Source organism: Pseudocolwellia antarctica (assembly GCF_049933045.1).
Taxonomy (GTDB): domain Bacteria; phylum Pseudomonadota; class Gammaproteobacteria; order Enterobacterales; family Alteromonadaceae; genus Pseudocolwellia.
The window spans coordinates 3951791-3975356 of the sequence record NZ_CP187926.1 but is presented as its reverse complement, the minus strand read 5'-3'; the positions used below and the strand labels follow the sequence as shown (position 1 = coordinate 3975356).

The 23566-nt window shown below is 35.4% G+C and carries 25 protein-coding genes; 11 read left to right on the top strand and 14 right to left on the bottom strand.

Annotated elements, in window-relative coordinates; all coding sequences use genetic code 11:
- Nucleotides 1–96 precede the first annotated feature (96 nt).
- The 5 genes from ACPUVN_RS17230 to rimK all read right to left on the bottom strand — a co-directional run bounded on the left by ACPUVN_RS17230 (nucleotide 97) and on the right by rimK (nucleotide 3574).
- Nucleotides 97–978 (bottom strand): mechanosensitive ion channel family protein, encoded by an 882-nt coding sequence (locus ACPUVN_RS17230; RefSeq protein ID WP_426359080.1) that lies wholly within the window; start codon nucleotides 976–978, stop codon nucleotides 97–99.
- A 188-nt stretch (nucleotides 979–1166) separates the two neighbouring features.
- Nucleotides 1167–1595, bottom strand: a complete 429-nt coding sequence (locus ACPUVN_RS17225; RefSeq protein ID WP_426359081.1) for an ATP-dependent zinc protease — start codon at nucleotides 1593–1595, stop codon at nucleotides 1167–1169.
- Nucleotides 1596–1609: 14 nt separating this feature from the next.
- Nucleotides 1610–1855: a hypothetical protein gene (locus tag ACPUVN_RS17220; RefSeq protein ID WP_426369525.1), complete on the bottom strand. Its 246-nt coding sequence runs from the start codon at nucleotides 1853–1855 to the stop codon at nucleotides 1610–1612.
- Between the two features lie 49 nt (nucleotides 1856–1904).
- Nucleotides 1905–2642, bottom strand: a complete 738-nt coding sequence (locus ACPUVN_RS17215; protein ID WP_426369524.1) for a succinylglutamate desuccinylase/aspartoacylase family protein — start codon at nucleotides 2640–2642, stop codon at nucleotides 1905–1907.
- A 26-nt stretch (nucleotides 2643–2668) separates the two neighbouring features.
- Nucleotides 2669–3574, bottom strand: a complete 906-nt coding sequence (gene rimK, locus ACPUVN_RS17210; protein WP_426359083.1) for a 30S ribosomal protein S6--L-glutamate ligase — start codon at nucleotides 3572–3574, stop codon at nucleotides 2669–2671.
- A gap of 147 nt (nucleotides 3575–3721) precedes the next feature.
- On the opposite strand from rimK, the gene ACPUVN_RS17205 reads away from it, so the two are divergent.
- The gene (locus tag ACPUVN_RS17205; protein ID WP_426359084.1) at nucleotides 3722–4570 is read left to right on the top strand and encodes a LysR family transcriptional regulator; all 849 of its coding nucleotides are present in this window, start codon (nucleotides 3722–3724) and stop codon (nucleotides 4568–4570) included.
- 77 nt (nucleotides 4571–4647) lie between these two features.
- Here ACPUVN_RS17205 and ACPUVN_RS17200 read toward each other — a convergent pair whose 3' ends face one another.
- The 3 genes from ACPUVN_RS17200 to ACPUVN_RS17190 are packed head-to-tail and all read right to left on the bottom strand — an operon-like array spanning nucleotide 4648 to nucleotide 7396.
- Entirely contained in the window at nucleotides 4648–5529 is an 882-nt protein-coding gene (locus tag ACPUVN_RS17200) for a mechanosensitive ion channel family protein (protein ID WP_426359085.1), read from the bottom strand.
- Between the two features lie 19 nt (nucleotides 5530–5548).
- Nucleotides 5549–6337 (bottom strand): hypothetical protein, encoded by a 789-nt coding sequence (locus ACPUVN_RS17195; RefSeq protein WP_426359086.1) that lies wholly within the window; start codon nucleotides 6335–6337, stop codon nucleotides 5549–5551.
- 24 nt (nucleotides 6338–6361) lie between these two features.
- Complete coding sequence (locus ACPUVN_RS17190) at nucleotides 6362–7396, bottom strand: DUF21 domain-containing protein (protein ID WP_426359087.1); 1035 nt, start codon at nucleotides 7394–7396, stop codon at nucleotides 6362–6364.
- A 197-nt stretch (nucleotides 7397–7593) separates the two neighbouring features.
- Between ACPUVN_RS17190 and ACPUVN_RS17185 the strand changes: the two genes are divergently transcribed.
- The 3 genes from ACPUVN_RS17185 (at nucleotide 7594) to ACPUVN_RS17175 (ending at nucleotide 9982) form a co-directional block, all read left to right on the top strand.
- Nucleotides 7594–8562, top strand: a complete 969-nt coding sequence (locus tag ACPUVN_RS17185; RefSeq protein WP_426359088.1) for a magnesium transporter CorA family protein — start codon at nucleotides 7594–7596, stop codon at nucleotides 8560–8562.
- A complete protein-coding gene (locus tag ACPUVN_RS17180) occupies nucleotides 8553–9005 on the top strand; it encodes a hypothetical protein (protein WP_426359089.1) in 453 nt (150 codons plus the stop codon). The genes ACPUVN_RS17185 and ACPUVN_RS17180 overlap by 10 nt, the downstream gene beginning before the upstream one ends.
- A gap of 122 nt (nucleotides 9006–9127) precedes the next feature.
- On the top strand, nucleotides 9128–9982 hold the full coding sequence (locus tag ACPUVN_RS17175; RefSeq protein ID WP_426359090.1) for a universal stress protein: 855 nt from the start codon (nucleotides 9128–9130) through the stop codon (nucleotides 9980–9982).
- Between the two features lie 95 nt (nucleotides 9983–10077).
- Here ACPUVN_RS17175 and ACPUVN_RS17170 read toward each other — a convergent pair whose 3' ends face one another.
- The 4 genes from ACPUVN_RS17170 to ACPUVN_RS17155 all read right to left on the bottom strand — a co-directional run bounded on the left by ACPUVN_RS17170 (nucleotide 10078) and on the right by ACPUVN_RS17155 (nucleotide 14963).
- Nucleotides 10078–10323, bottom strand: a complete 246-nt coding sequence (locus ACPUVN_RS17170; protein ID WP_426369523.1) for a hypothetical protein — start codon at nucleotides 10321–10323, stop codon at nucleotides 10078–10080.
- 62 nt (nucleotides 10324–10385) lie between these two features.
- Nucleotides 10386–10577 carry a hypothetical protein gene (locus ACPUVN_RS17165; protein WP_426359092.1) on the bottom strand — a complete coding sequence of 64 codons (192 nt, stop codon included), beginning with the start codon at nucleotides 10575–10577 and terminating at the stop codon, nucleotides 10386–10388.
- 591 nt (nucleotides 10578–11168) lie between these two features.
- Nucleotides 11169–13067 carry a diguanylate cyclase gene (locus tag ACPUVN_RS17160; protein WP_426359093.1) on the bottom strand — a complete coding sequence of 633 codons (1899 nt, stop codon included), beginning with the start codon at nucleotides 13065–13067 and terminating at the stop codon, nucleotides 11169–11171.
- 549 nt (nucleotides 13068–13616) lie between these two features.
- Nucleotides 13617–14963 (bottom strand): magnesium transporter, encoded by a 1347-nt coding sequence (locus tag ACPUVN_RS17155; protein WP_426359094.1) that lies wholly within the window; start codon nucleotides 14961–14963, stop codon nucleotides 13617–13619.
- Between the two features lie 130 nt (nucleotides 14964–15093).
- Here ACPUVN_RS17155 and ACPUVN_RS17150 point away from each other — a divergent pair, with 130 nt between their 5' ends.
- The gene (locus ACPUVN_RS17150; protein ID WP_426359095.1) at nucleotides 15094–15576 is read left to right on the top strand and encodes a DUF1353 domain-containing protein; all 483 of its coding nucleotides are present in this window, start codon (nucleotides 15094–15096) and stop codon (nucleotides 15574–15576) included.
- A 75-nt stretch (nucleotides 15577–15651) separates the two neighbouring features.
- Here the strand turns inward: ACPUVN_RS17150 and ACPUVN_RS17145 are convergent, their stop codons facing one another.
- On the bottom strand, nucleotides 15652–16545 hold the full coding sequence (locus tag ACPUVN_RS17145; protein WP_426359096.1) for an acyltransferase: 894 nt from the start codon (nucleotides 16543–16545) through the stop codon (nucleotides 15652–15654).
- Nucleotides 16546–17014: 469 nt separating this feature from the next.
- Here ACPUVN_RS17145 and proB point away from each other — a divergent pair, with 469 nt between their 5' ends.
- Both proB and ACPUVN_RS17135 read left to right on the top strand, forming a co-directional pair.
- Nucleotides 17015–18118: a glutamate 5-kinase gene (proB, locus tag ACPUVN_RS17140; RefSeq protein ID WP_426359097.1), complete on the top strand. Its 1104-nt coding sequence runs from the start codon at nucleotides 17015–17017 to the stop codon at nucleotides 18116–18118.
- Between the two features lie 34 nt (nucleotides 18119–18152).
- Entirely contained in the window at nucleotides 18153–19415 is a 1263-nt protein-coding gene (locus tag ACPUVN_RS17135) for a glutamate-5-semialdehyde dehydrogenase (RefSeq protein WP_426369522.1), read from the top strand.
- A 5-nt stretch (nucleotides 19416–19420) separates the two neighbouring features.
- On the opposite strand, the gene ACPUVN_RS17130 is transcribed toward ACPUVN_RS17135, so the two are convergent.
- On the bottom strand, nucleotides 19421–20323 hold the full coding sequence (locus ACPUVN_RS17130) for a LysR substrate-binding domain-containing protein (protein ID WP_426369521.1): 903 nt from the start codon (nucleotides 20321–20323) through the stop codon (nucleotides 19421–19423).
- A gap of 203 nt (nucleotides 20324–20526) precedes the next feature.
- Between ACPUVN_RS17130 and ACPUVN_RS17125 the strand changes: the two genes are divergently transcribed.
- From ACPUVN_RS17125 to ACPUVN_RS17110, 4 genes are all read left to right on the top strand, one after another.
- Nucleotides 20527–20970 (top strand): DoxX family protein, encoded by a 444-nt coding sequence (locus ACPUVN_RS17125; protein ID WP_426369520.1) that lies wholly within the window; start codon nucleotides 20527–20529, stop codon nucleotides 20968–20970.
- 43 nt (nucleotides 20971–21013) lie between these two features.
- On the top strand, nucleotides 21014–21727 hold the full coding sequence (locus tag ACPUVN_RS17120; protein ID WP_426369519.1) for a pirin family protein: 714 nt from the start codon (nucleotides 21014–21016) through the stop codon (nucleotides 21725–21727).
- Between the two features lie 274 nt (nucleotides 21728–22001).
- A complete protein-coding gene (locus ACPUVN_RS17115) occupies nucleotides 22002–22346 on the top strand; it encodes a hypothetical protein (RefSeq protein ID WP_426369518.1) in 345 nt (114 codons plus the stop codon).
- 60 nt (nucleotides 22347–22406) lie between these two features.
- On the top strand, nucleotides 22407–23483 hold the full coding sequence (locus tag ACPUVN_RS17110) for a transporter (protein WP_426369517.1): 1077 nt from the start codon (nucleotides 22407–22409) through the stop codon (nucleotides 23481–23483).
- The last annotated feature ends 83 nt before the right edge of the window (nucleotides 23484–23566 follow it).

Below are 23566 nucleotides of genomic sequence, written 5' to 3'. Positions count from 1 at the left end.
GTTAGAAATTTCAAACACGTGCTGTCCTTTGGGTTCATTTAAAATTTAACCCTGAAAGATCAATCCGACACTTATAAAGTGTCGGATATTTGATTATTAAGGCTTATTTCTCATCAAAGTAATCGCACCATCAAGATGTATATCTCTTTGTGGGAAAGCAATTACAATGTTATTTTCTTCAAACAACTCATCCAACCTAAAACGTATATTACTTCGCGTAACACGCAAGCCGCCTTCAACGCTTGATTGGATCCAATAAGTTACTTCAAATACTAACGAATTATCGCCAAAGTCTTCAAAAGTTACCAAGGGTTTAGGGTCTTTTAAAATAGCTTCTTCTTCAGCTGCTGCTTGTGCAATAAGTGCGGCGACCTTTTTAGCGGGTGAGCCATAAGCAACACCCACTTTTACTGAAGTTCTCACTAATCTGTCTACCAAGGTCCAGTTAACTACTGTGTTTTCAAGTAACTTACTGTTTGGAATTAATAGATGCACGCCGTCAACTCTACGTATTCGTGTTGAGCGGGTATTAATTTGTTCAACCGTGCCTTTTGAATCTTCAACTTCTAGAAAGTCACCTATTCGAATAGGTTTTTCCCACATTAAGATCCAGCCACTGATAAAGTTATTAATAATATTTTGAGCGCCAAAACCAAAACCTATGGCGATAGCACCTGATAAAAAGGCAAATGCTGTGATAGGAACGTTAATCATATCCAATGCGGTTATCGTTAGAATAGCAATCGCAATAACATATAGAATACGTTGTAACAAATGGATAATGTTTGGATCAGTTTTATTCTTTACTAAGCGCTTGGTAATTAATCTAATGCCCCAGCTTGTTAAGATATAACCCACAATCAAAAATATAGGGATCATCAACAAACCGCCTAACGTAATAGGTTGCTGTGAAACGGTGAATACCTTAAAAGCTAAAAGCGCTTTAACACTCGCAATGTCCCAATTAAAATCTATCATTAAACCTCACTTTGTTACTGATTAAGCGTTTATCGTTAGTATACTCGTTTGCCATGTAAGTCGGTTGTTATTCATCATCAATAACAACCTAACTCTGTAGCTCAATAGTATTATCTACATATAAAACGCTTTTATACGTTGAAAGGTGTTTTACTCTTTAATTATTCACTAGCTTATCGTTAAATGAATTATTTAGAGCCTACAAACACTTTCGAAGGGTCAACTAAAAACTTTTTCCCTATCGCTTCACGCCCAAACAACATTAAGTAACTCATATCAGAGCGATCTGTTAAAGTTATTTCAATTGCCCAAGATTCTTCGCCTAATGTAACAGGCGTTTCAATCACGTAGCGTTGCTCTACAGTACCATTAGATGACTTTACTTTACGTATGTCACTTATTGGCGCTGTACAACTTACAATACGGTCTACATTGTGTGAGTCTGGATGAATATCAAACTTCACACTATGTATACCATCAATTAAAGTTTTCTTAATATTATCAACATGTAATGATGAAGTTTTTGCGCCAGTATCTACTCTAACTTGTAAAGCATCTATACCTAACTCAGGTAAACCTATCGATTCTAGTCGACCAATAACCACTTTATTTTTCATGCACTTTAACCTTTCTAAATATTACTGTAATGATTTTCAGGTATGAGTTGCTCATGTACATTTTCAATATGATCCGCTATTGCTTCATCATTTTCACTAAAGTACGCGATATGGAACATCGCTTCGCCTTCTTGTACTAATGGAATATTCTGTTTTCCAATTAAAATACCTGAACGCGGCGCTACTACTGAATTAATCACTTCACCATAAGGGCTACCAATTTCGGCTAAAATTTCGCCTTTAGTAATTTGATCACCCAAGTTCACTTTATTGTTTACTATGCCACTGGCATTAGCACGCGCCCATTGACTACCGTTGGCAATAAATGGAGCAATTTTTTTTTCTTTTAGTTGCTGTAGCTTTTCGTGTCATGCCTAAATGTTGTAAAACATTTAACACGCCTTTCATGCCCGCACGAATAGAAAACTCATCAAAGCGTAATGCTTCGCCCGCTTCATATAACAAAATTTTAGTTTCGTTTTTAACCGCTGATTCTCTTAATGAACCATCAACTAAATTTGAATTTAATATAACGGGAACACCAAACACTTCAGCTAATTCTTTGGTTTCTTCGTCTGCCATATCCGCTCTAATTTGCGGTAAGTTAGAACGATGAATAGCACCTGTGTGTAAATCAATACCGTAGTCACAATGTTTCACAATTTCGTTGAGAAAAATATGTGCAACTCTGCCCGCTAAAGAACCTTTAGCTGAGCCAGGAAAGCAACGATTAAGATCGCGGCGATCAGGCATATATCGGCTTTGGTTTACAACACCATAAACATTAACCATAGGCACAGCGATTACTGTACCTGTAGTAATTTTAAATTTTTTCTGGTTAATTAAACGTCTAATAATTTCAATACCATTTAATTCATCACCATGAACCGCAGCACTAATAAAAATAGTAGGACCTGGTTTTTTAGCGCGAATTATATGTACAGGTAATGAAACACTCGCATCGGTATATAACTTAGCCACTGGCAAGTCTATTTTACGTTGCTCACCTGGTGCAATTTCAAAATCGCCTATACGTAATTTATCCATAATACTTCCTGAAAATGTTTACTTAATTAGCCTGTACCAACAGTTTTATTACTGTTTGGCTTTGCATTCTTCACTAAGAATTCGATCACGATTGAAGCAACGTCTTTACCTGTAGCTTTTTCAATGCCTTCTAAGCCTGGTGAAGAGTTAACTTCCATCACCATAGGACCATTTTGAGAGCGTAATAAATCAACGCCACATAAGTTCAAGCCCATTATTTTCGCTGCATTAACTGCCGTTTCACGTTCTTCTTTGGTTAACTTAACCACTTCAGCAGAACCACCACGATGTAAGTTAGAACGGAACTCGCCCTCAGCACCTTGACGTTTCATAGCAGCAACAACTTTACCGCCAACCACTAAACAACGAATATCAGCACCGCCAGCTTCTTTAACAAATTCTTGTACTAAGATATTCGCTTTTAAGCCCATGAATGCTTCGATAATTGCTTCTGCAGTTTTTGCTGTATCAGCAAGTACAACACCAATACCTTGAGTACCTTCTAATAATTTAATTACAACAGGAGCGCCGCCCACATTTTTAATTAAATCTTTAATGTTATCTGGCTTACTTGCGAAGCCTGTTCTTGGTAAGCCAATGCCTTTACGAGACAATAACTGTAATGAACGTAATTTGTCGCGAGAACGGCTAATAGCAACAGATTCATTGATGTTAAACGTACCCATCATTTCAAATTGTCTTGCTACCGCTGTACCGTAAAAAGTTACAGAAGCACCAATACGAGGAATAATAGCGTCATATTGAGGTAACTCTTTACCGTGATAACGAACTGTAGAACGACTACTCGTAATATCCATGTAGCAATGTAAAGTATCGATAACATCAACTTCATGTCCTAATGCTTCACCCGCTTCTTTTAAACGTCTAGTTGAGTACAAGTTTGGGTTTCTTGATAAAATAGCTATTTTCATAATAATGCCTTCAGTTATTACTTTTGTTTTTTAAAAGTAATGTAAAAATATCAGTAAAGTGTATAGTTCATCAAGAAAACAATAAAACGCTATATTTTGATGTGTTTGAGCAAAAAAATTGATTACACACTGATTTGGGAATAAAAAATGAAGATTGAGCTATTAAAAACCTTTTTAGAAGTCAGTAGAACCCTACATTTTAGGATTGCTTCTGAAAATTTGTTCATTACTCAATCAGCTGTAAGTGCTCGAATAAAATTATTAGAAGATGATCTAGGTGTTTTATTATTTGACCGTAGCCAAAAACATTTAAAGCTTACACCTGAAGGTAACCGCTTAATTAAGCATGCTAATGAACTGCTTTTTATGTGGCAAAAAACCAAACAAGATGTAGGTATTGCTGATACCGACTCACACCAACTTGTGATTGGCGCTATGATGTCGATTTGGGATATTGTTTTACAAGATTGGCTGAAAAAAATTCATCGTAATATTGATGACATAAGCTTACTTACCAATACTTATGCGCCTTCAGAGCTGAGAAAAAGCTTACTTAGCCGTGTTATAGATATTGCTTTCTTTTTCGAACCACCTTTTGTTGAAGACCTAATTTCAGAAAAAGTTGCCGCTGTACCACTACATTTAGTTACCACCGATCCTGAAGCCACAACAGAAAAGTATTCATTAGATAATTATATTATGGTGGATTATGGTGAGTCGGTGAATGCACAACACAGACGTGAATTTCAAGATGCACCACCTGCTAGACACTTTATGAGTCAGCCACGTATCGCCTTGAACTTCTTATTAGATGCGGGTGGTAGTGCTTATTTACCGAAACAAATGACCTTTGAATATACCGAAAAAAACAAGTTATTCTTAGTGGAGAATGCCCCTGTTTATTCAAGAGAAATTTTTGCTTCGTATTTAGCTAAAAGCCAAAAAGTGGAAATTATTGAGCAAACGCTTAGATTATTCCCGTATGTAAAAATTTAGCGTTTAATCGAATTTTTAAACGCCAAATTTGTGTTCACACTCTGCGTTAGCTTAAGCCTTGTAAACAAATACAAAGCTTAACCTTTTTTCACGCCATCAAGCTCATCTTGTATATCTTTATTATCATCAGTAAAAGCTATTGGGAAAGACGCTGTTTTAGTGCCTGCATGTAATGAAATATGCGGAAACGGAATTTCAATATTCTCTTTATCAAAAGCATTTTTAATCTGCTCATACATACTGTTTTTCAGCTCAAGAAAATTCTCTCGTTTAGCCCAAACAGAAAACTGTAAAGATAAAGACGAATCTTCAAAGCCTTGAAAAATGTAGAGAGGTTTTGGCTCTTCTAAACACAGCGGATTGTTCGACGCGACTTTCTCTAAAACACGTTTAACCAAAGCAATATCTTCTTTGTAGGCAACCCCTATTTTCATATCAGCACGACGAATAGGAAACTTAGATAAAGTCGTAACTTCTGACTTAATCAAAGACTCGTTAGGTAAACGCACAAATAAGTTATCGAATGTTCTTATTTTTACTGAAAGTAAATCGATTGAAAGCACTTCACCTGTCGTACTGCCTACTCTAATAACATCGCCGATAACAAACGAGCGTTCAGCCATTAAAAATATGCCACTAATAAAGTTTGAAGCCGATGTTTGTGAAGCAAATCCCACAGCAACAGTTAATACACTGGCAGCACCAAGTAATACACTTAAATTAAAGCCCATTTCTAAAAGCGCTGAAAAGATAAAAAGCACAAAAATTAAATAGAATGCGCCTTTTTGTACTGTTCTGCTGGTGCTCGGTGTAAAAACCTTTTTCAAAAACTGTAAACTAAAGCGACTGATAAGCTTCGCAACCACATAGCCCACAAGCAATAAAATAGTCGCGCGAAACAGCTTAACTAAAATGTTAGAGTTAATTAATTCAGTAAGGTATAACCACATTTCATTCATATTGTTTTACTCATAAAAATTAACTAAAAATAGCGCTAAAGGCTCGAATTAACTGCCCATGATTAAACGTAACTCTAGGTCCATTAACCAGTTCAGAATTGGCAGGCGGCGCGCCTAGTTTTAATTTAGCAAAGTCACCATCGTTTTCTCTGATCAAAGACACATTTTGTGTGTAAAGTTGACCATTTTCAGTATTAAATAATGAAAGTGACGGAACAGGTAAAGCCACGCGTTCAAAAACCAAATCGTTACTTGCTTGGTTTTCAATAAATAAAGGTGTGATAGCTCGTTGGGTTCTAAAAGGTAACTTTTCAGCTTCTAATCGACCTATAGTTTGGCTGGCATAACATAACTCGCCTTCCATAGTAGATGAGCCAAACCAAGTGTCTGACAAACGCTGAGTTGCCACCTCTTTGAGTAGCGTGAAATTAAGATCGCGCAAACCTATGGTTAGCCAAATTGGCGTACTTAAATACAAGGTAATACTAGAACCAGGTAAAATAGTGATGGGCGATTTAGCTCGACATACAACATTACGATCAGCCAAGCTTGGCTTTATTTCTAAAATATCGCTGTCGCCATTAACAATGTGACGACTTAAATCGCCACTGTTCACTGGCGAGAATTCACCAATAAGTTTGTTAAATTTATTATCAACTAATTCAACATCTAAAGAGTTATCTCTTTTTACGTGAATACACCATTCTTTAGCTTTGTGTTCTATTGCTAAAAAGAAGGTTGCGCTGTTGAGTAAAAAGCTGCTTTTTTCTGGAACGGTTTCCATTCCCCACCATGGTTCTTTTTGCATTGTAGTACCAGTTTGTCTCGTTATTTAAAGAAGGCTTGGCTCTTGTGGTTGCATACCTTTTAATAATAGGCCAAAAATATCTGCACCCGTTATAATTCTTTTGTTCTCGCCCCAAACAAGTAATACATCACGGTCGATAACACCATCAAAAGATTTCTCGGTAGACTCACTCATTTTCAGCTTCAAAATAGCCGTATTTAACATGGTTGATTCGTCGGTAATAATCGTTGGACGATGACAATGTTTATAAGGGTCAAAGTTTGATTGTTCAAAACAAGCATCACGTAAAAAGCCATCAGAATCAACAACAATTAATGGCTCGCCTTCTTCATTTGTTAGCACAACCCAACGGTGGCCTGATTTATTGAGTCGTTTCAAAAACTCATTATCTACGCCTGAACTAATATCAGGAATAATAGGTAAATCCATTTTAGTTGGCAGCGCTATAATTGAATCGGGATCAATCACTTCACCTTCTTCAGCAACAGAAATTTTATCTAACTTGAAAAAGTTTAAAGCACCGGTACCTTCAATATGATTGATATCAGTTTCTTCAGATTCTATGTGCTTACGAATAATGCTACTTAACTCGCTCTCAGCTAAATACGTAATACCTTCTTTACCTAACCAAGCATCAAGAATTAAAGCCGTAGGTTTAGCTACAGGGTAAAATAATATTTGATAAAACTTAATAATTGGCGACAACATACTGCCCATTTTTAAAGCATTACGAGAAAAATAAGCTTGCGGTGTAATTTCACCAATCACAGTAATAGCAATAGTCGAAAATAAGAACGAGCTAATACCTGCCAAAGCAGAGTCTGACAATAGAGTGAGCAATACGTTAATACCCACGTTACCCCATAAAATGGTGGTTAATAAGAAATTAGAATCATTTCTTAAACCTAAAACTTTTTCAGCCGCTTTATTACCTTTTGCAGACTCAACTTCAAGCTGTAAACGGCTTAATGAAAACAAGGCAATATTTAACCCTGAAAAAATAGCTGATTGTGAAATACAAACCACAATAGCCACCCAAATTAGTATATCTAAAGACATGTATTCACCGAATTAATTAATGTTAAATTTGAAAGCTTAGTTTTAAGCGGAGTGTATAGATATAGCATAGCTAAAGATAATCAATTATTTTAAATAACCTGACCAAAATTATTGATCGAAGTGTTTATTTTATATCTCTATATATCTGATATTATCTAGTTTTAATGAATCATAAATACTGTAACAAAGAGACATCAATGATTAAATGTATGCTTTTACAAGCCGATAAAACTTGCCTTTATGGAGCTGAAGAGCTCATTGAAACTTGGAATCAAGATCCTAAGTCTTTTTTATGGATAGATATGGATTCCCATGATCCCGCACAAGAACGCGAGTTAATGCAAACCATGGGTTGTCACCCATTAGCGATAAAAGATGCTCAAAGAGAACGTCATCCGCCAAAAATAGAATTATTTAAAAAGTATATTTTTATGCTTTATCGCGGTATTTATCAGCCTCAAGACGACTTACTGTTTGAACATTTACAAATTAGCATGTTCGTTGGTACCAATATTTTGATTACCAGCCATGCGAAAAAGTCTATGTCGATCGACAACTTATTTAGTGCTGAAGGTGAACAATATTTATCAAAAAGTCCAATCACTTTAGCGTTACGAATATTCCACTTTAGCTGTGGTATTTATTTACAAAAACTCTTCGAATTTGAAGAGAAACTTGAAAGTATTGAAGACAAATTTCAATTGGGCGGCGACGACAAAATGATGCAAGAAATCACCTTGTATCGTTCAAGACTCACCAAACTCAAAAGAACCTTTAGTTATCACAGTAATATAGGTAGCGAGTTAAAAATATTGGTAACCGATGACACCGACATCATTAACCAAGCCGAGCTACATACGGTTATCGACGTACATGAAAGAATTGAACGCTTATTAACGTTATCGCAAATGCACTATGATATTTGTAGCGACTTAATTAATGGTTATCTCTCAATAACCTCTCATCAACTAAATGAAACCATGCGAGTATTAACGGTTATTACTGCTATATTTATACCGTTAGGCTTTTTAGCGGGCTTGTACGGAATGAACTTTGAATATATACCTGAGTTAAAAATAAGCCATGGTTACTTTTATTTACTTGGTTTTATGGGAATTATAGCAACCGCACTTATACTATTATTTAAGAAGAAAAAATGGCTTTAGTCTCTGAAGCACCCTCAGCAGTTAGGGTGCGTCATCATATTAGTATCATACTTTTAACCTGTATCATTCTTGCTGCTGGTTATCATTTTTCAATGATCAACTTTCTCAATACCGAATGGCTATCACGATCGGGTAGCTTAGTTGTGGTACTTGGCATATTGTCTGGATTTTCAGGGATTATTCAAGAAAGAATACTGTTAAGCCGTTTAGAAATGCGCAAGCGTATCGCCTTATTACAAAAGAGAAAAAAACTACGACTCTTAAAAGTAGAGCGAGAATTTGTCGAGAAAGAACTTGAAAGCATTGAAACTGATTTCGCAGAACAAGCGAGCGAGTTAACACAATCAATCAAATTTAGTGTAGGTCTTATTGAAGGGGTTTTACTTATGTTTGGTACTGTAGTGTGGGGCTTTGGAGATATAGCTATGACTTTAATGCGTTAACAAAAAAACTAAATTCTATATAAAATTATTCACCATCGTACTTGTCGCTTCGCGCTTATAAATCATCAAAAAGCCACTAAGTACGATATACTCAATTTAATGCCCATAACGTGTAATTATTTATGATAACTGAACAACTTATTTGGTTTATTGATAGTCGATTTTATTACCAAAATACCTCGCTAGATAAAATCGTTCAACTTGCCAATACTCATCACAAAAACATTAAAATTATTATTGATGCAAGTACACAATTAACAGGTCGTGGTTATTGGCATTTATTGGGAGATAACGACACCCTATCAAACGAATTAATGACTTCTATTGAAGCAAAAAAAGCGCAAATGTTGAAGTACTTAGGCATGAACGCGATAAAAGCCGACATAAGCATTAATCAATCAGCGGATTATCTAGCAAGCCTTAATACTCAAGTTACTCAAAGCAACAACGCTATTGTTGTCATTGAAGATCATGCTGTTGCTAAACGTCATCCAATATTTCAATTACTCACTGATATTAATGCTCCTGTGCTGCTATTAAATAAAAAAGCATGGAAGCATCCCATTAAAATGTTAGCGGCAGTAGATCCCTTGCATGAACACGCAAGACCAAGACAAATAGATGACGACATTGTATTAGTAACAAAAAACTGGGCAAAAAACCTAGAAGCCAATTGGTCTGTAGCTCATTGCTACTATGTTGCCCCAGTACTCACAAGCTACAAAAATAAAGTGCGCTCAATGCATGCTGAAGGTTTTAGTTTATTTGCCAAAAAGCTACGCCTAGTTGATGAACAATGCTTTTTATTAGAAGGTGTACCTGAAGACGCCATGACCAGCTATATCAATAAGCACCACATCGATATTCTTACAATGGGTATAGTGGCTAGAAACAAGTTAGAACAGCTATGGATTGGTAGCACAACAACAGCATTATTGAATGAACTGCCTTGTGATTTGTTACTTATTAAAGAGTAAAAAACGAGGTTGTTAAAATAAAAAACTCAAATTAACTAGTTCGCTCATGAGTGAACTAGATAATTTGAGTTAATTCAAAATAGAGTTAATTAACCTTATTTAGGTAATACAGCAACTGGCAAATAGTAGGCTTCTTCAAGCTCATCATTAACACATGTTAATAAATATGCTTTCATTTCAGCTTTAGACACTTCATCTTCTTGTGCATATTCTTTACATTGAGCAACTAAACTACCCACGTAATCAGAAGGAGCTTCCATTAATTCAGCTTCATTTTCTGCAGCAACAGTTACCGTTGAAGATAAAGTTAGTAAAGCCAACGCTAAAATAGATTTTTTCATTTTCATTCCAATAAAAAGTAATTTACATGTCCCAATAGTTACTAAACGAGTTTAGTTGTCTATCAAGTGATTCTTTTTTCATTAATTGAATCTAGTTTTTGTCTAATGTGGTATTTGCTTTTTGCCGCTTTTCTAATGGCTTTTTTATTACCAGAGCCATATGCAATTTCAAAACCCGCAATACCAGTTTCAAAATCGCTATCGTCATCAATTTCAACATCAGTATTAGTATCTTCGTAAATATCAATACTCATTTTTTTACCTTACTAAAAATCAAAAGTTAATTTTTACAAGATAATGTTCCCAAATTATAAAATTGGAAAGCGAAATATTTTCGTGTTTTCAATCGATTTTTTTTGTTAAACAAAAGCCTCATATAAAATACAGAATCAACATCCATATAAAAATAAAATAAACCATTGATTAATAATGGAATTAAATAATAATCATACGAACACTGCAATGATGGTAATTTGTACAAAAAGTCAGAGAAAAATATTACTTATACGAATAAATAGTCTTGATATTTAAAGAAGATCTGTTGTATTAAAAAGATATTCAAGTGGAATAATGATGAATATGAGTGCGATCTTGAGGCGAGAAATATAGAAGAATAAGGTTTATTAAATGAACCAGTTTGCTTAGCCACCAAAGTAGTCATTTGCATTTGAAATATTAACGATCACTTTGTACGCATTGCAGAAGTTACGGAAGATTAAATCAATACTTCAACGTCTAGCCAAAAGCTGACTTTGCGTTTTGAGAAACCATATCATATTCAGGGTAAGTTTAACTAGAATCTACTGCTATTCTGTGGGGCTGGTCTAAGCTGCCGCTGACTACCATTAGAATCTAACTTCCTCTAATTGGTTGCTAACTAGGATATTTCGACCGTTGCTCTTTGCTTCATACAACCTCATATCTGCTAGCTCAATTAATTGCTGTACTGAGTCAATATTTTCAGAAGACTGGCATATACCTGCACTTAACGAAATGATGCCATATTCGCTACCTTTGTGCTCAATTTGAAGCTTCTTGATCTCTTCATGTATTCTATCAAAAGTTACTTTTGCAGAAGAAAGATCATGATTTGCAAAAATAATGGCAAACTCTTCGCCCCCATATCGATAAACTTTATCATCTTTACGAACATGAGCCGCCATAGTTAAAGCAACTCTTTTTAGAGCTTCGTCACCTGCAACATGGCCGTAATTGTCATTGTATTTTTTAAAATAATCAATGTCTGCTAATAATAGCAAACAGCTTTTTGATTTTTCGACATTTTCCCATTGACTAAACAGATCCAAATCAAAGCTACGACGGTTATGAAGTGTTGTAAGCCCGTCTATCAAACTTAACTCAGTAAGTTTTTCATTTGCTATCTCAAGCTCATTTGTACGTAACTGAACCATCTTCAATAATGTTTTTTTAACTTGTTGTACTCGAACGTATCTATATATAAAAAAAGAAAGAATAAAGATAAAAGAGATCACTAAAATAGTAATAAGTATCTTATCTTGCTCCCTTTTATTCTGAAGAAATTTTTGTGTTTCTAATGCATCTATTTTTTGCTTTAATAATTTAGATTCAAAATTTGTTAGTTGCTCATTTAGACTTGAACTTAAACGTTCATCTTGTTTCTGAATGTAGTCCAAATTCTCTTTAAAGGCTAAAGATGGGTTACCGTTAGAAGCTAGAAAAAGCCCACTAAAAGCCCTGATATAATTTAGTGTCTCTTTATAACCGTATTTTTTTGCTAACTCCCTAGCCTCTTTTAAGAGTATTCCTGCCTTGATATTGTCTCCATTGGCGTATAGACCTAATGAAAGGTTTAAAGTACAAGTAGTATAAGTAGACTGGCGACTATGTTTTTTACTAAATTCCTTCCCTTTTACAGCGTACTCAATTGCTTTTGTAAAGTCATACCGCCTAAGGTTTAAGAGTGATAAGTTACACAACAAGTTAGCAACATAATAAGTTTCATTGGTGTGTAGGAAATAGTCCATTGACTCAAACGTGTATAGCTCTGCTAGCTCTAGATTCCCTGACTGACTATATGCACTAGCTAAGTGGCTTTTAGCAAGCGCAATACTATTTTGAGCGTTTATGTTTAGTGCTTCATACTTTTCTAGAACATCAAGTAATGTTTCTATTGCAGTATTGAAGCGACTCAATTGGATATATAATCCAGCGATATTAAGCCGGATATCTATTTTATCAACGTCACTACCAAATTCTTGATATATTTTGTTAGCAATTTCATAATTTTCAAGAGCTTGATTGAATTCTCCTAGCCCTGCATAGGCTAGAGCTATGTTGTTATATAAATTAGCGGCTTTAATTGACAATGAAAAACCCTTGTAATATTGCAAGGATTTTTCGTATGCATCTATTGCAGCGTTATGGTCACCCTTATAATAGCTAAAAGCACCGACTAATTTATTTGCTTCAGCTTCAATTTTCTTTAAGTTGTGTTTTTGTGCAAAGATAAGTGAGGTTTTAGCCTGTTCTAGAGCTAGTTGAATATCACCTTGTGAAGAACTGTTTTTTGCTACTGCCTGAAGAACTGAAGAATGTTGAAGCGGAGTCAATGATTCACTTTTAAGTAGAGCGGTTAGTTTTTTATCTGCTAGTTTATAGTCTTCTAATGTAGCTATATTTTCAAACACTTCATTAAATGAATTTTCTTGAGCATGTAGTTTAAAAGGAATATTTAATAAATATGTACCAACTAAAATAATCATTAAATTTCTACAACTTATATACATTTACAACATATCACTTTACGTATTACTTAAGTGTTATATTTATAACATCAAATAATCTTAAAATCTTATTTTTATCTATATACTTTATAGCCTTATGCATAGTGTACATCACTAACTATGAGATAATTAAGTCAGAAATATATGCATGGTGCCATTTTTGCACGTCAGGTTATTCGATTAATTGGTAATATAGTCAAACAATGCATATTTATATCTGTGAGGAACGTCAGCTAACGTATCAAAGTGAACATAAAGCAGAGGTGTTTTTACTCGTAAATTTAGACCGCTTTTTGGCATAAGTGACGTACAGAGACAGCATTTCACAAGTAGGTAGAGCTTAAAGCAGATGAAGTATTTGATGGTTTAGTGTGAGTGCAATGTCCGCTTTAGGTCAATTACCCACACAGTGTGGGCAAACAGAATATGAAACTTTATATTCTAGCCCGCACTTTGTGTATTGTTGCGTTGGTTCTCTGAAGAAAGGCGTTATGCTCGTTTATACCTCTGCTGCAAGTTTTAAATCCTCTACAACAACAACAGCGTTCCGACCCCAAGAAAGGCGATAAAACCAAATATATCCGTTACTGTTGTTAGTATTACAGCACCAGATAATGCTGGGTCGATATTAAGTTTGTCTAATATCCAAGGTACCCAAACGCCAGACAATGAAGCTACAAGAATATTACCTAAAATAGCGATACAAATAGTTAACGACAACATAGGGTTATCAAACCATATATAGGTAATCACTCCGATAACAGATGCCCATAAAATACCGTTTATGGTACCCACTTTAAGTTCTTTTTTAACAATGGCCTCTCGGTTTGATTCGGTAATTTGCCCTAAAGCTAAGCCTCTAATAATCAGCGTGAGTGTTTGGCTACCTGAAATCCCTCCCATTGACGCAACTACAGGCATAAGCACGGCTAAAGCAACCACTTGCTGTAAGGTTGCTTCAAACAAGCCAATAAACCATGAAGCTAAAAAGGCTGTAACTAAGTTAATGCCTAACCAAATCGCGCGGTTTTTACTACTTATCCAAACGCTTGAGAATAAATCTTCTTCGTCACTTAAACCTGCCGATTGCATTTCTTGGCTGTCTTTTACTTGTTGCTTAAATCGATAAGCTGAATGCACATCTACACGACCTGTTAGGTGCCCGTTTTCGTCAATTACAGGTAATGCAGCCTTACCTGAAAGGATAACTTCGTCAGCCGCTTCTTCTATGTCTCTGGTTGCTTCTAATGCTTGTACAGGCTGATATTCAACATCAGTCAATAGCGTGTCGTTATCCATCATTAATAATTTGCTGATAGGAATTTCGCCTAATAACTTTGACTCTTTATCAATAATATAAACAACGTCTACAAGTGTTTCTTGCTCTCTTGCGCAAGTTTTCTTAGCTGATGATACTTTTAGATTTTGTGATATTTTTTTCTGATCAAAACTTTGCCAATGTCCTACTTCTTCATCAGAATAATCTTGCGCTTTTTTAAAGTGCTCCTGATGTTTTGCTGTCATTTTATTTACAGCATATTCTATAAAGTGATCACTTAGGTTTTCTGTGATCTCTAGTAAATCGTTAGCATCTAAGCGTTCAAATAATGGGTAACAGGCTTCGTCGTCCATTGAATTTAATAGCATTTGCTTAGAATCGTTTTTCATTTCTAGAAAAACGTCTTGTTGCGTCTCGCAGCTAAACAAAGTCCATAAACTTAATCGAACATCTAACGGGAAAGCTTCTAATAAAATGGCGATGTGTTCAGGTAATAGCTCTTCTTCAATCTCAAGAGCGATATTCTTTAGTTCAACTTCATCTGTTTTTGATGCATCAATTCTTTCAATATATGCTGGTAATAATTCAATAGACATGTGTTTTCCTAAAGATATTGTTCAATAAATTTTTTGATTAACGTGAGTAAAATTTTGAGTTTTATTCGCTTGGCTATTTAACTATAAAATGCGCCTATTCACTATTAATTAAAGTATAAATGTTATGGAAATGCCGAAATTACGGCCTTTAGCAATTAAAACACAAAAAAGAACGCTTTTTTCTAAGTTATGGCGCTTAATTTTTAATAGACGCCAATGGCAAGTTATTGAAGATTGGCATTATATTTTACCCAATAACCGAGAGATCATCATTCCTAAAGGCTTTGTATTTGATGGTAGTTCATACCCCGCGATTATTTGGTTTTTATTTTCTTCGACTGGATTATTGCTAATACCTGTAATTCTGCACGATTTTTGTTTTCGCTATAATTATTTTTGGGCGACTCATAACAACAAAATTTACAAGTTTAAGGTAGGTAATGGATTTTTTCGGTGGTCAGCTTTAATACGTAATGTAGGGATTGCGAGAAATGAGCTTTTTATTATTGATTATGCGATTTGGTTAATATGTATAAGTTTTGGCTGGATTAACTGGTTATCTTTTCAAAAGAAAGACAAAAAAGAGTTAAAACCTGAAGGCATTGATAATTGAATTTTTTGGCTTGATGGAAACTAAATAACTTTATACTTCCCTACACTTTACGTAGGGAAGTTTCAGTATGAGGCGTTAGTCTTTATCACGTAAGATTGAGAAGGTTTTATCTTTGTCTTCCCACATTTGATTAACGTGTTTTTGAAAGCTAATTTTAAAGGCTCGGTCGTTAAAGTAGTCGCCTTTTAACTCTTCAGATACATCGCTAGTTTGTATTTTTACTTTAACTTTTTTCACATTACCGCAAGCAAAGTCGTAAAAGCTTGGGATTTTCTCAGGGTAAACAATGGTGATATTTACAATTTTAGTTAAGTGCTCACCCATGGCGTCTAATACAAAGCCGATACCGCCAGCTTTTGGCTTTAATAGATTTTGGTAAGGTGAGTTTTGCTTCTTATGTTTTTCAGGCGTAAAGCGTGTGCCTTCAATAAAGCTCATTACACTTACAGGTTTGTATTTAAACTTTTCACACGACTTACGTGTGGTTTTAATATCTTCACCTTTTAAATGTGGGTTTTTCTTCAAAAAAGCTTGGCTGTGTCTTTTCATGAATGGGAAATCAAGTGCCCACCAAGCTATACCTAAAAACGGTACATAGATAAGTTCTTTCTTTAAAAAGAATTTTAAGAATGGAATTTTACCGTGCAAAACTCTTTGTAAAATTAAAATGTCTACCCAGCTTTGATGATTACATAAAACTAAATACCACTCGCGCATACTTAAGTTGTTTAAACCTTCAACTTCAATTTCTACACGATAAAAGAGCTTTTGATTTAATGTATTTACTGCAACCCAATTACTCGCCATTTGATCTAATAAATAGCTGAATAGGGTACGAGAAAACTTAACAGGAATAAGTGCTTTTAGTAATGAAAAGATAACAATAGGGATCAACCAAAACAATGTGTTGATGATATATAAACAAAAAGATAAAAAACAAATAACCACAGATGGTAAAAAATTCAGCATAACCCTACTCGACACCAGACTTTAAAATAAACATTAAACGAAAGCACTTGAACGTAAAAAACCATAATAACGAGTATTTTTAATAACTTAACATTAAAAATAGCGATTCATGATATTTCATAGCTTCAGCGGGTTATTAGTTTATATAAATTTCATCTTTATAACCAACAATTCAGCTTTTACGCCTTAATTTTTACGTGTTGCAAAAACATTCAAATAAAAAATAAGTCGGCTGATTTATTAATAAAAGTGAATTCGCATCGTTATAAAACGGCTTTCTTAATCGCTATATGGGCTAAACGTATTAAAAATAACGATTTTGTCTAAAAATCATTAAAATGTTGATTGCATATTTATGCAGATTTCGTCATTCTAGACTAGGAATTACAGACCCTGTGGTTAGGTTTTGTTCAACAATAAAAGCTTACCGCCAGCGTTCATAATTTCAAATATCAATTCGGGAGAAGTAATGAAATTTAATCGCGCTGTAATTAAAGTTGGTAGTGCACTCGTCGCACCTGATAACAACGGATGTAGTGGCAAGCATATTGGTGCTATCGCTCGTTTTATCACTGAGTGCAACAAAAGAGGTAAAGAAGTTATATTAGTTTCATCTGGTAGCGTTGCTGCTGGTCGTAAACTTATTCAGCATGGTTCTCCCGTTCCCTCTATTCCAACTAAACAAGCAATGGCTTCTGTGGGCCAAATGCAGATGATGGCAAACTGGCAACGTTTTTTTGATGTGCCTTGCAGCCAACTTCTCATTACTCATGGCGATCTAAAAGATCGAGAACGCTATATTAATATCAAAAATACTTTACGTATTTTGCTTGAGAACAACATCATTCCTATCGTTAATGAAAACGATACCGTAGCAACCGAAGAGCTAAAAGTTGGCGACAACGATAACTTAGCCGCTTTAGTTGCCTTGGTAAGTGAAGCTGACTGTTTGTTTATTTTAAGTGATATTAATGGCGTTTATGACAAAAACCCTAAAACCAATCCAGATGCGATAATGCTGCCAGAGATTGAGGAAATTACACCTGAAATTTATGCAATGGCAGGTGCAACCAATAATCCTATTGCTACGGGCGGTATGAAAACCAAGATTCAAGCGGCTGAAAAGGCTGTAGAAAATGGTATAGAAACCTACATAATTAACGGTAGCGACAGCACAGTATTCGACAAATTACTGAATGGTGAAAACCCTGGTACACACTTTGTAGCAAAAGAAGGGGTTACTAAAGCCAAAAAGCACTGGTTAAAACATACTTTAAAAAGTAACGGACATGTTACCCTAGATAAAGGCGCGATTGACGCTGTTGTTAATAACGGCGCTTCACTGTTACCTTCGGGCATTAAAAGTATCTCTGGCGATTTTTCAGCAGGCGACTCCATCAATATTATTGATTTTGATTCTAAACAAATCGTCGCAAAGGGGATCTGCCAATACGGCCATCGCGATTTAGCGCGTATTCAAGGTAAAAATAGCGACCAAATACAAGGCATTCTTGGCTTTCGTACAAGTAAGGTTGTTATTCATCGCGACGATATGGTCGTTTTATCTAAGTAACATTTACATTCAGAATTCATACAAGGTATAAATGATGAGCACTTCAACAAATTTTAATATGGCTGAAATGGCTACTTTAGCGAAAGTAGCAAGCAGAGATGTAGCACAATTAACCACTACACAAAAAAATCAGTTATTAACGGAAATGGCTAGTGAAATAGAAGCTCAAAGCCAGTTTATTATTGACGAAAACACAAAAGACATTGATGCAGGACGAGCTAAAGGCTTAACCGATGCAATGCTTGACCGCCTTTTACTTACACCGCAACGCATTGTTGATATTGCCGATGCGATTCGTGAAATTGTAACTTTACAAGATCCAGTAGGCGATATTAGTAACTTATCTCTACGTCCTAATGGTATGCAAGTAGGCAAAATGCGTATTCCTTTAGGCGTTATTTCAATGATTTATGAAGCACGTCCTAACGTGACAGCTGAATCAGCAGCTTTATGTATTAAATCAGGCAATGCGGTTATTTTACGTGGTGGCTCTGAAGCTATTCATAGTAATTTAGCACTAGCAAACTGCCTACATAAAACGATGGAAGCTAATGGCATTAACAAAAATATTGTATCGGTTATTCCTGATACAAGCCGTGGTGTTATCGAAGAGTTATTGAAACAGCGTGACACGATTGATTTAGTGATCCCACGTGGTGGTGAAGGTCTTATTCGTTACGTTACAGAACATAGTCAAATTCCTGTGATTCAACATTTTAAAGGTGTTTGTCATTTGTTTATTGATAAGTTTGCTGACTTAAATAAAGCAGTAAACATTTTAGTAAACGGTAAAACTCAACGTCCTAGCGCTTGTAACTCGCTTGAAACCGTTTTAGTTCATAAAGATATTGCTGAGCAGTTTTTACCTTTAGCTGCACAAGCACTTAAACCAGCAGGCGTTAAAGTGCATGCTTGTGAACAAAGCATGAAATATTTTGATGATGCAGAACTTGCTACTGAAGACGATTTTCATGCGGAATATTTAGCGCAAGAAATAGCCGTTAAAATAATAGACGGTTTTGACAGCGCTATTGACCATATCAATGAATACACTTCAGATCATACTGAAGTTATCATTACGCAAGATACCAGCCGTAGCCAACAATTTATCAGACAAATTAACTCGTCTGTTGTTATGGTCAATGCATCGTCTCGCTTTTCAGATGGCGGCCAGTTAGGTTTAGGTTCTGAGATTGGTATTTCTACAAGTAAACTTCACGCTTATGGTCCTATGGGCTTATCATCTTTAACCACAGAAAAATTTGTGGTTTATGGTGACGGACAAGTAAGAGACTAATACTTTTATACGCGTAAATTTGCAGCAGTTAATAATGAGATTAATTGCTGTAAGCCTTTACCTCTATTAACTGTTTTCCAAGCAATAAACAGCTCAATAGTCGGTAAAGGTACTAATAATTTAACTTCTACGAACTCACCACTCTCTAATAAATGCTTAACGCGATTTAAAGGTAAGAAGCCTCCACCTAATCCCGCAGCTATCGCCTTAATTTTTTGTTCTACACTCGCAACATAGAAATGCTCACTTTGTTCAATAACACCTATGGTCATTTTAGGTACAATACTTTTAGCGCTGTCGTGCACAATTACGGTTCTGTGATTAACCAATACTTCTTGCGAAATCGCTTCCGTACTTTTTGCCAATATGTGGTTCTTACTTACGCAAAAAATCACCTCCAATACACCTAAAGATATTGATCTTAAACCTTTTTGATTGGGTACAGGAGCAGGAACACCAATAAGTAACTCAACATCGTCTTCTATTAATGCTTCCCAAGAGCCATTTAGCACCTCTTCTTTGATATCAATTTGTACGTGTTTATATTGGTCTAAAAAACGCTTCAAGGTAGGAAAAACAGCATCTACATCTATAATTGAATCTATCGCGATACGTATCTTTGGCTCCCAACCATTTGCAATGGTTTGAGTTTGTTCAGATATTTTGTTTATAGCCAGTAAAATAGTACGTCCTTCATCCAATAAATGTTTACCTGCAGGTGTTAAAACCGATCGTCTACCTTGTCGTTGAAATATAGTGACTTTAAGTTGGTCTTCTAATTTTTGAATAATGTACGAAAGAGCTGAAGGGACCTTATTTAAGTGTTCAGCCGCTGAGGCGTAACTTCCTCGCTCTGCAATGGCATCAAGCACTAATAAAGCTTCAATGGAAATAGTGGGATGATTCATTGTGTTATAGCCTGAAAGAAAGATGAATACATATATTGTTCAAAAAAACTGAAAAAATCAAACAAATAATAATGGTTATTTAAGTGATTGGTTTTATCTACAATGTTTTCATTGGCTAAGCATTATGTATGTACATTAACGATAAGCCTTATGAATCACCTCCCTCACGAGAGGGAAATCCAAAACAATGTAAAGAGAATATTATGACAACTTCAATATTAAAAAGATCACTTACATCAACACAAACAACGGCTACATTACCTCTACGCTTAATAGCAGGCATTATTTTTAGTGCTCATGGAGCACAGAAATTATTTGCTTGGTTTGGCGGTTATGGATTAGAAGGAACAGGACAATGGATGGAATCAATTGGATTATCGCCTGGTTATTTAATGGCTCTTGGTGCCGGTAGTGCTGAATTCTTTGGTGGATTGTTACTCCTGTTAGGTTTATTCACTCGACTATCAAGTGTTCTATTAGCATTTACCATGATTATTGCGATATTTAGTGTGCATATCAGCAATGGTTTATTTATGAGTAATAATGGCTATGAGTTTGGTTTAGCTTTACTGGGTATAAGTTTAGCGTTAGCTATTCAAGGTAGCGGAAAGTTCGCATTAGATAACGTTATCGTGAACAAACTGTAACGAGTATTTATCTCTTCATATATTAAAATTAAGGAGAAAAACCATGATTAAACATAATCCCTTTAATCAACTAGGCAAAGCTGATCATGGTTGGTTAAAAGCAAATTTCCATTTTAGTTTTGCTCATTATTACAACCCAAAACGTATGGGCTTTGGTGTATTGCGTGTTATTAATGATGACTTGATTACTGCCAATAGCGGTTTCCCTGCTCATCCTCATAACAACATGGAAATTATTACCTTTGTTCGTTCGGGGGCTATTCATCATCAAGATAATACGGGTAGTAAAGGCATAACTCATGCTGGTGAAGTACAAGTAATGAGTGCGGGTAAAGGTATAGTTCACTCTGAATATAACAAAACAAACGAGCCATTAACTTTATATCAAATTTGGATAGAGCCAAATTGTCGAAACGTCATGCCGCGCTGGGACAGTAAATTATTCCCAACCGACTACAGCACTAACGCATTACCTTTATTAGTATCGGGGTACGAGGAAGATAAAGACGCTTTATTTATTCATCAACACGCGAGAATCTACGGCGGAAAAATGAAAAAAGGTACTCGTATCCATCACAAAATAACTCATCAAGCTTATGTATTAGCATCTAAAGGGTGCTTTGAATTGGCTAATAGCGATCATTTAATCACAATGCATAAAGGTGATGGTGCTGAAGTAACTCAAACAAAAGAGATAGCGATAACAGCTATTAGTGATTGTGAAATTGTTATTATTGATGTTCCTCATCACCACTAACTTATACCCCTTAACTCAGACTGAGTAGTGAACACTATCGAAAAAAAAGAGTTTAACGATTAATAATGGTTAAGCCCTTTTTTATATTTATAGGTAAAATATTCTCTTTGTAACATGTTATTTATTGCTATAACTTTCTTAATCTGTTCAAATTTACGTATAATTAACATCTAAAAAATTTAACGTGTTAAAAACTAAATTGCCTAAACTATTCATACTTAGCTTTATTTTGTTTTGTCATATTTTCAGTATGCTCATTCCTGCCAGTGCAGCGATGAGTATTTATACTGCAAATATGAAGAACAAAGACATTGCGCCTATTTGTAGTGGTAATGGTCAAATGAGATGGATAAAATTATCTGAGTATTATGAAACAGGTAAGCTAAATTTTATTGAAAAGCCTGCCCTAGGTGAACCTTCTGACCAAACTGACGATACTAATAACACCTGTTCAATCTGCTCTATATACAAACAGTTAGATAATCATTCAACTGGCTTAATAGCGCATGCTTTAGTTATAGAAAACATAACTTCAGAAGCCCCTCTCAGTTTTTTACAACATTTTACCAAGCGCAGTTCTTTAAGCCCTAGTTCTAGAGATCCACCTTTCCTAACGTAAATAATTGATTTTTAGTTACACCTTAAGCACTTATTTTATTTACAAATTTTAGGAAGTCCTATGTCTTTATTTTCAAAAACAGCCTTCGCTGTAGCCATTTCATGTTTATCAATTTCTGCACAAGCCAATGAAAATGGCGATCATCAACATGATCACACAAAAATTCTTCCTCAGTCACATGCTCCAATTGGGGTAATGGGCGATCATATGCATAACAAAGGCGAGTTTATGTTTTCGTATCGCTATATGGATATGGATATGGAAGACAATATTCAAGGTCGACATAATATATCGTCAGATGAAATAGCTACAACGGTACCTAACGTATTTGGCGACATGCCACCAACAGTGCGTGTTGTTCCACAAACCATGACCACTAAAATGCACATGTTAGGTTTTATGTATGCGCCAACAGACGATTTAACCCTAATGCTGATGTTAAATTATCTTGAAAGAGAGATGACGTTAACCACATACGCAGGTATGACAGGCACTACACAACTCGGCGATTTCGATACTGAAAGCAGTGGACTAGGCGATACAAAAATAGGCTTACTTTACCGTTTACACGACAACGAGACACACCATTTTCACTTAAACGTTAACTGGCAAATACCAACAGGTGATCTTGAAGAAGAAGCTGAAGTATTAACCCCAATGGACATGCGTACAACACTACGTATGCCTTACGCGATGCAGTTGGGTTCAGGTTCAAATATATTTGAATTAGGTACCACTTATAACGGTTACTCGAATAAAAGTAACTGGGGTGGTCAAATCATGTATAGCAAAGCGTTAGATACCAATGACGAAGGCTACCAAGTAGGCGATAAATTACAATTAACCGCTTGGTACGGACATCAATTAAACGACTTTTTAAGTAGTTCATTACGCCTTACCTATATTACCAGCGATCCGATCGATGGAATGGATACAGAAATAATAGCGCCAGTGACTACAGCCAATCCTGAAAATTACGGTGGTAACTATTTAAACGCTTCATTCGGTTTAAATACTGTTATTGCTAACAAGCATCGCGTCGCTTTTGAATACACTGTTCCATTAGAACAAAATGCAAATGGCGTACAGATGAAAATGGATAAAATGTTTACTGTGGGTTATCAAATCGCTTTTTAATAGCGCTACTATAAACGTATTGATTTAAATACGTTATTCCTTAAGAGAACCGTGTCTAATTAGCACGGTTTTTTTATATTTAT

What these genes read in the sequence shown, in the direction of transcription:
- ACPUVN_RS17230 (WP_426359080.1), bottom strand. Translation starts at nt 978, where the DNA reads ATGATAGATTTTAATTGGGACATTGCGAGTGTTAAAGCGCTTTTAGCT.
- ACPUVN_RS17225 (WP_426359081.1), bottom strand. Translation starts at nt 1,595, where the DNA reads ATGAAAAATAAAGTGGTTATTGGTCGACTAGAATCGATAGGTTTACCT.
- ACPUVN_RS17215 (WP_426369524.1), bottom strand. Translation starts at nt 2,642, where the DNA reads ATGGATAAATTACGTATAGGCGATTTTGAAATTGCACCAGGTGAGCAA.
- rimK (WP_426359083.1), bottom strand. Translation starts at nt 3,574, where the DNA reads ATGAAAATAGCTATTTTATCAAGAAACCCAAACTTGTACTCAACTAGA.
- ACPUVN_RS17205 (WP_426359084.1), top strand. Translation starts at nt 3,722, where the DNA reads ATGAAGATTGAGCTATTAAAAACCTTTTTAGAAGTCAGTAGAACCCTA.
- ACPUVN_RS17200 (WP_426359085.1), bottom strand. Translation starts at nt 5,529, where the DNA reads ATGAATGAAATGTGGTTATACCTTACTGAATTAATTAACTCTAACATT.
- ACPUVN_RS17195 (WP_426359086.1), bottom strand. Translation starts at nt 6,337, where the DNA reads ATGCAAAAAGAACCATGGTGGGGAATGGAAACCGTTCCAGAAAAAAGC.
- ACPUVN_RS17190 (WP_426359087.1), bottom strand. Translation starts at nt 7,396, where the DNA reads ATGTCTTTAGATATACTAATTTGGGTGGCTATTGTGGTTTGTATTTCA.
- ACPUVN_RS17185 (WP_426359088.1), top strand. Translation starts at nt 7,594, where the DNA reads ATGATTAAATGTATGCTTTTACAAGCCGATAAAACTTGCCTTTATGGA.
- ACPUVN_RS17180 (WP_426359089.1), top strand. Translation starts at nt 8,553, where the DNA reads ATGGCTTTAGTCTCTGAAGCACCCTCAGCAGTTAGGGTGCGTCATCAT.
- ACPUVN_RS17175 (WP_426359090.1), top strand. Translation starts at nt 9,128, where the DNA reads ATGATAACTGAACAACTTATTTGGTTTATTGATAGTCGATTTTATTAC.
- ACPUVN_RS17170 (WP_426369523.1), bottom strand. Translation starts at nt 10,323, where the DNA reads ATGAAAAAATCTATTTTAGCGTTGGCTTTACTAACTTTATCTTCAACG.
- ACPUVN_RS17165 (WP_426359092.1), bottom strand. Translation starts at nt 10,577, where the DNA reads ATGAGTATTGATATTTACGAAGATACTAATACTGATGTTGAAATTGAT.
- ACPUVN_RS17160 (WP_426359093.1), bottom strand. Translation starts at nt 13,067, where the DNA reads ATGATTATTTTAGTTGGTACATATTTATTAAATATTCCTTTTAAACTA.
- ACPUVN_RS17155 (WP_426359094.1), bottom strand. Translation starts at nt 14,963, where the DNA reads ATGTCTATTGAATTATTACCAGCATATATTGAAAGAATTGATGCATCA.
- ACPUVN_RS17150 (WP_426359095.1), top strand. Translation starts at nt 15,094, where the DNA reads ATGCCGAAATTACGGCCTTTAGCAATTAAAACACAAAAAAGAACGCTT.
- ACPUVN_RS17145 (WP_426359096.1), bottom strand. Translation starts at nt 16,545, where the DNA reads ATGCTGAATTTTTTACCATCTGTGGTTATTTGTTTTTTATCTTTTTGT.
- proB (WP_426359097.1), top strand. Translation starts at nt 17,015, where the DNA reads ATGAAATTTAATCGCGCTGTAATTAAAGTTGGTAGTGCACTCGTCGCA.
- ACPUVN_RS17135 (WP_426369522.1), top strand. Translation starts at nt 18,153, where the DNA reads ATGAGCACTTCAACAAATTTTAATATGGCTGAAATGGCTACTTTAGCG.
- ACPUVN_RS17130 (WP_426369521.1), bottom strand. Translation starts at nt 20,323, where the DNA reads ATGAATCATCCCACTATTTCCATTGAAGCTTTATTAGTGCTTGATGCC.
- ACPUVN_RS17125 (WP_426369520.1), top strand. Translation starts at nt 20,527, where the DNA reads ATGACAACTTCAATATTAAAAAGATCACTTACATCAACACAAACAACG.
- ACPUVN_RS17120 (WP_426369519.1), top strand. Translation starts at nt 21,014, where the DNA reads ATGATTAAACATAATCCCTTTAATCAACTAGGCAAAGCTGATCATGGT.
- ACPUVN_RS17115 (WP_426369518.1), top strand. Translation starts at nt 22,002, where the DNA reads ATGAGTATTTATACTGCAAATATGAAGAACAAAGACATTGCGCCTATT.
- ACPUVN_RS17110 (WP_426369517.1), top strand. Translation starts at nt 22,407, where the DNA reads ATGTCTTTATTTTCAAAAACAGCCTTCGCTGTAGCCATTTCATGTTTA.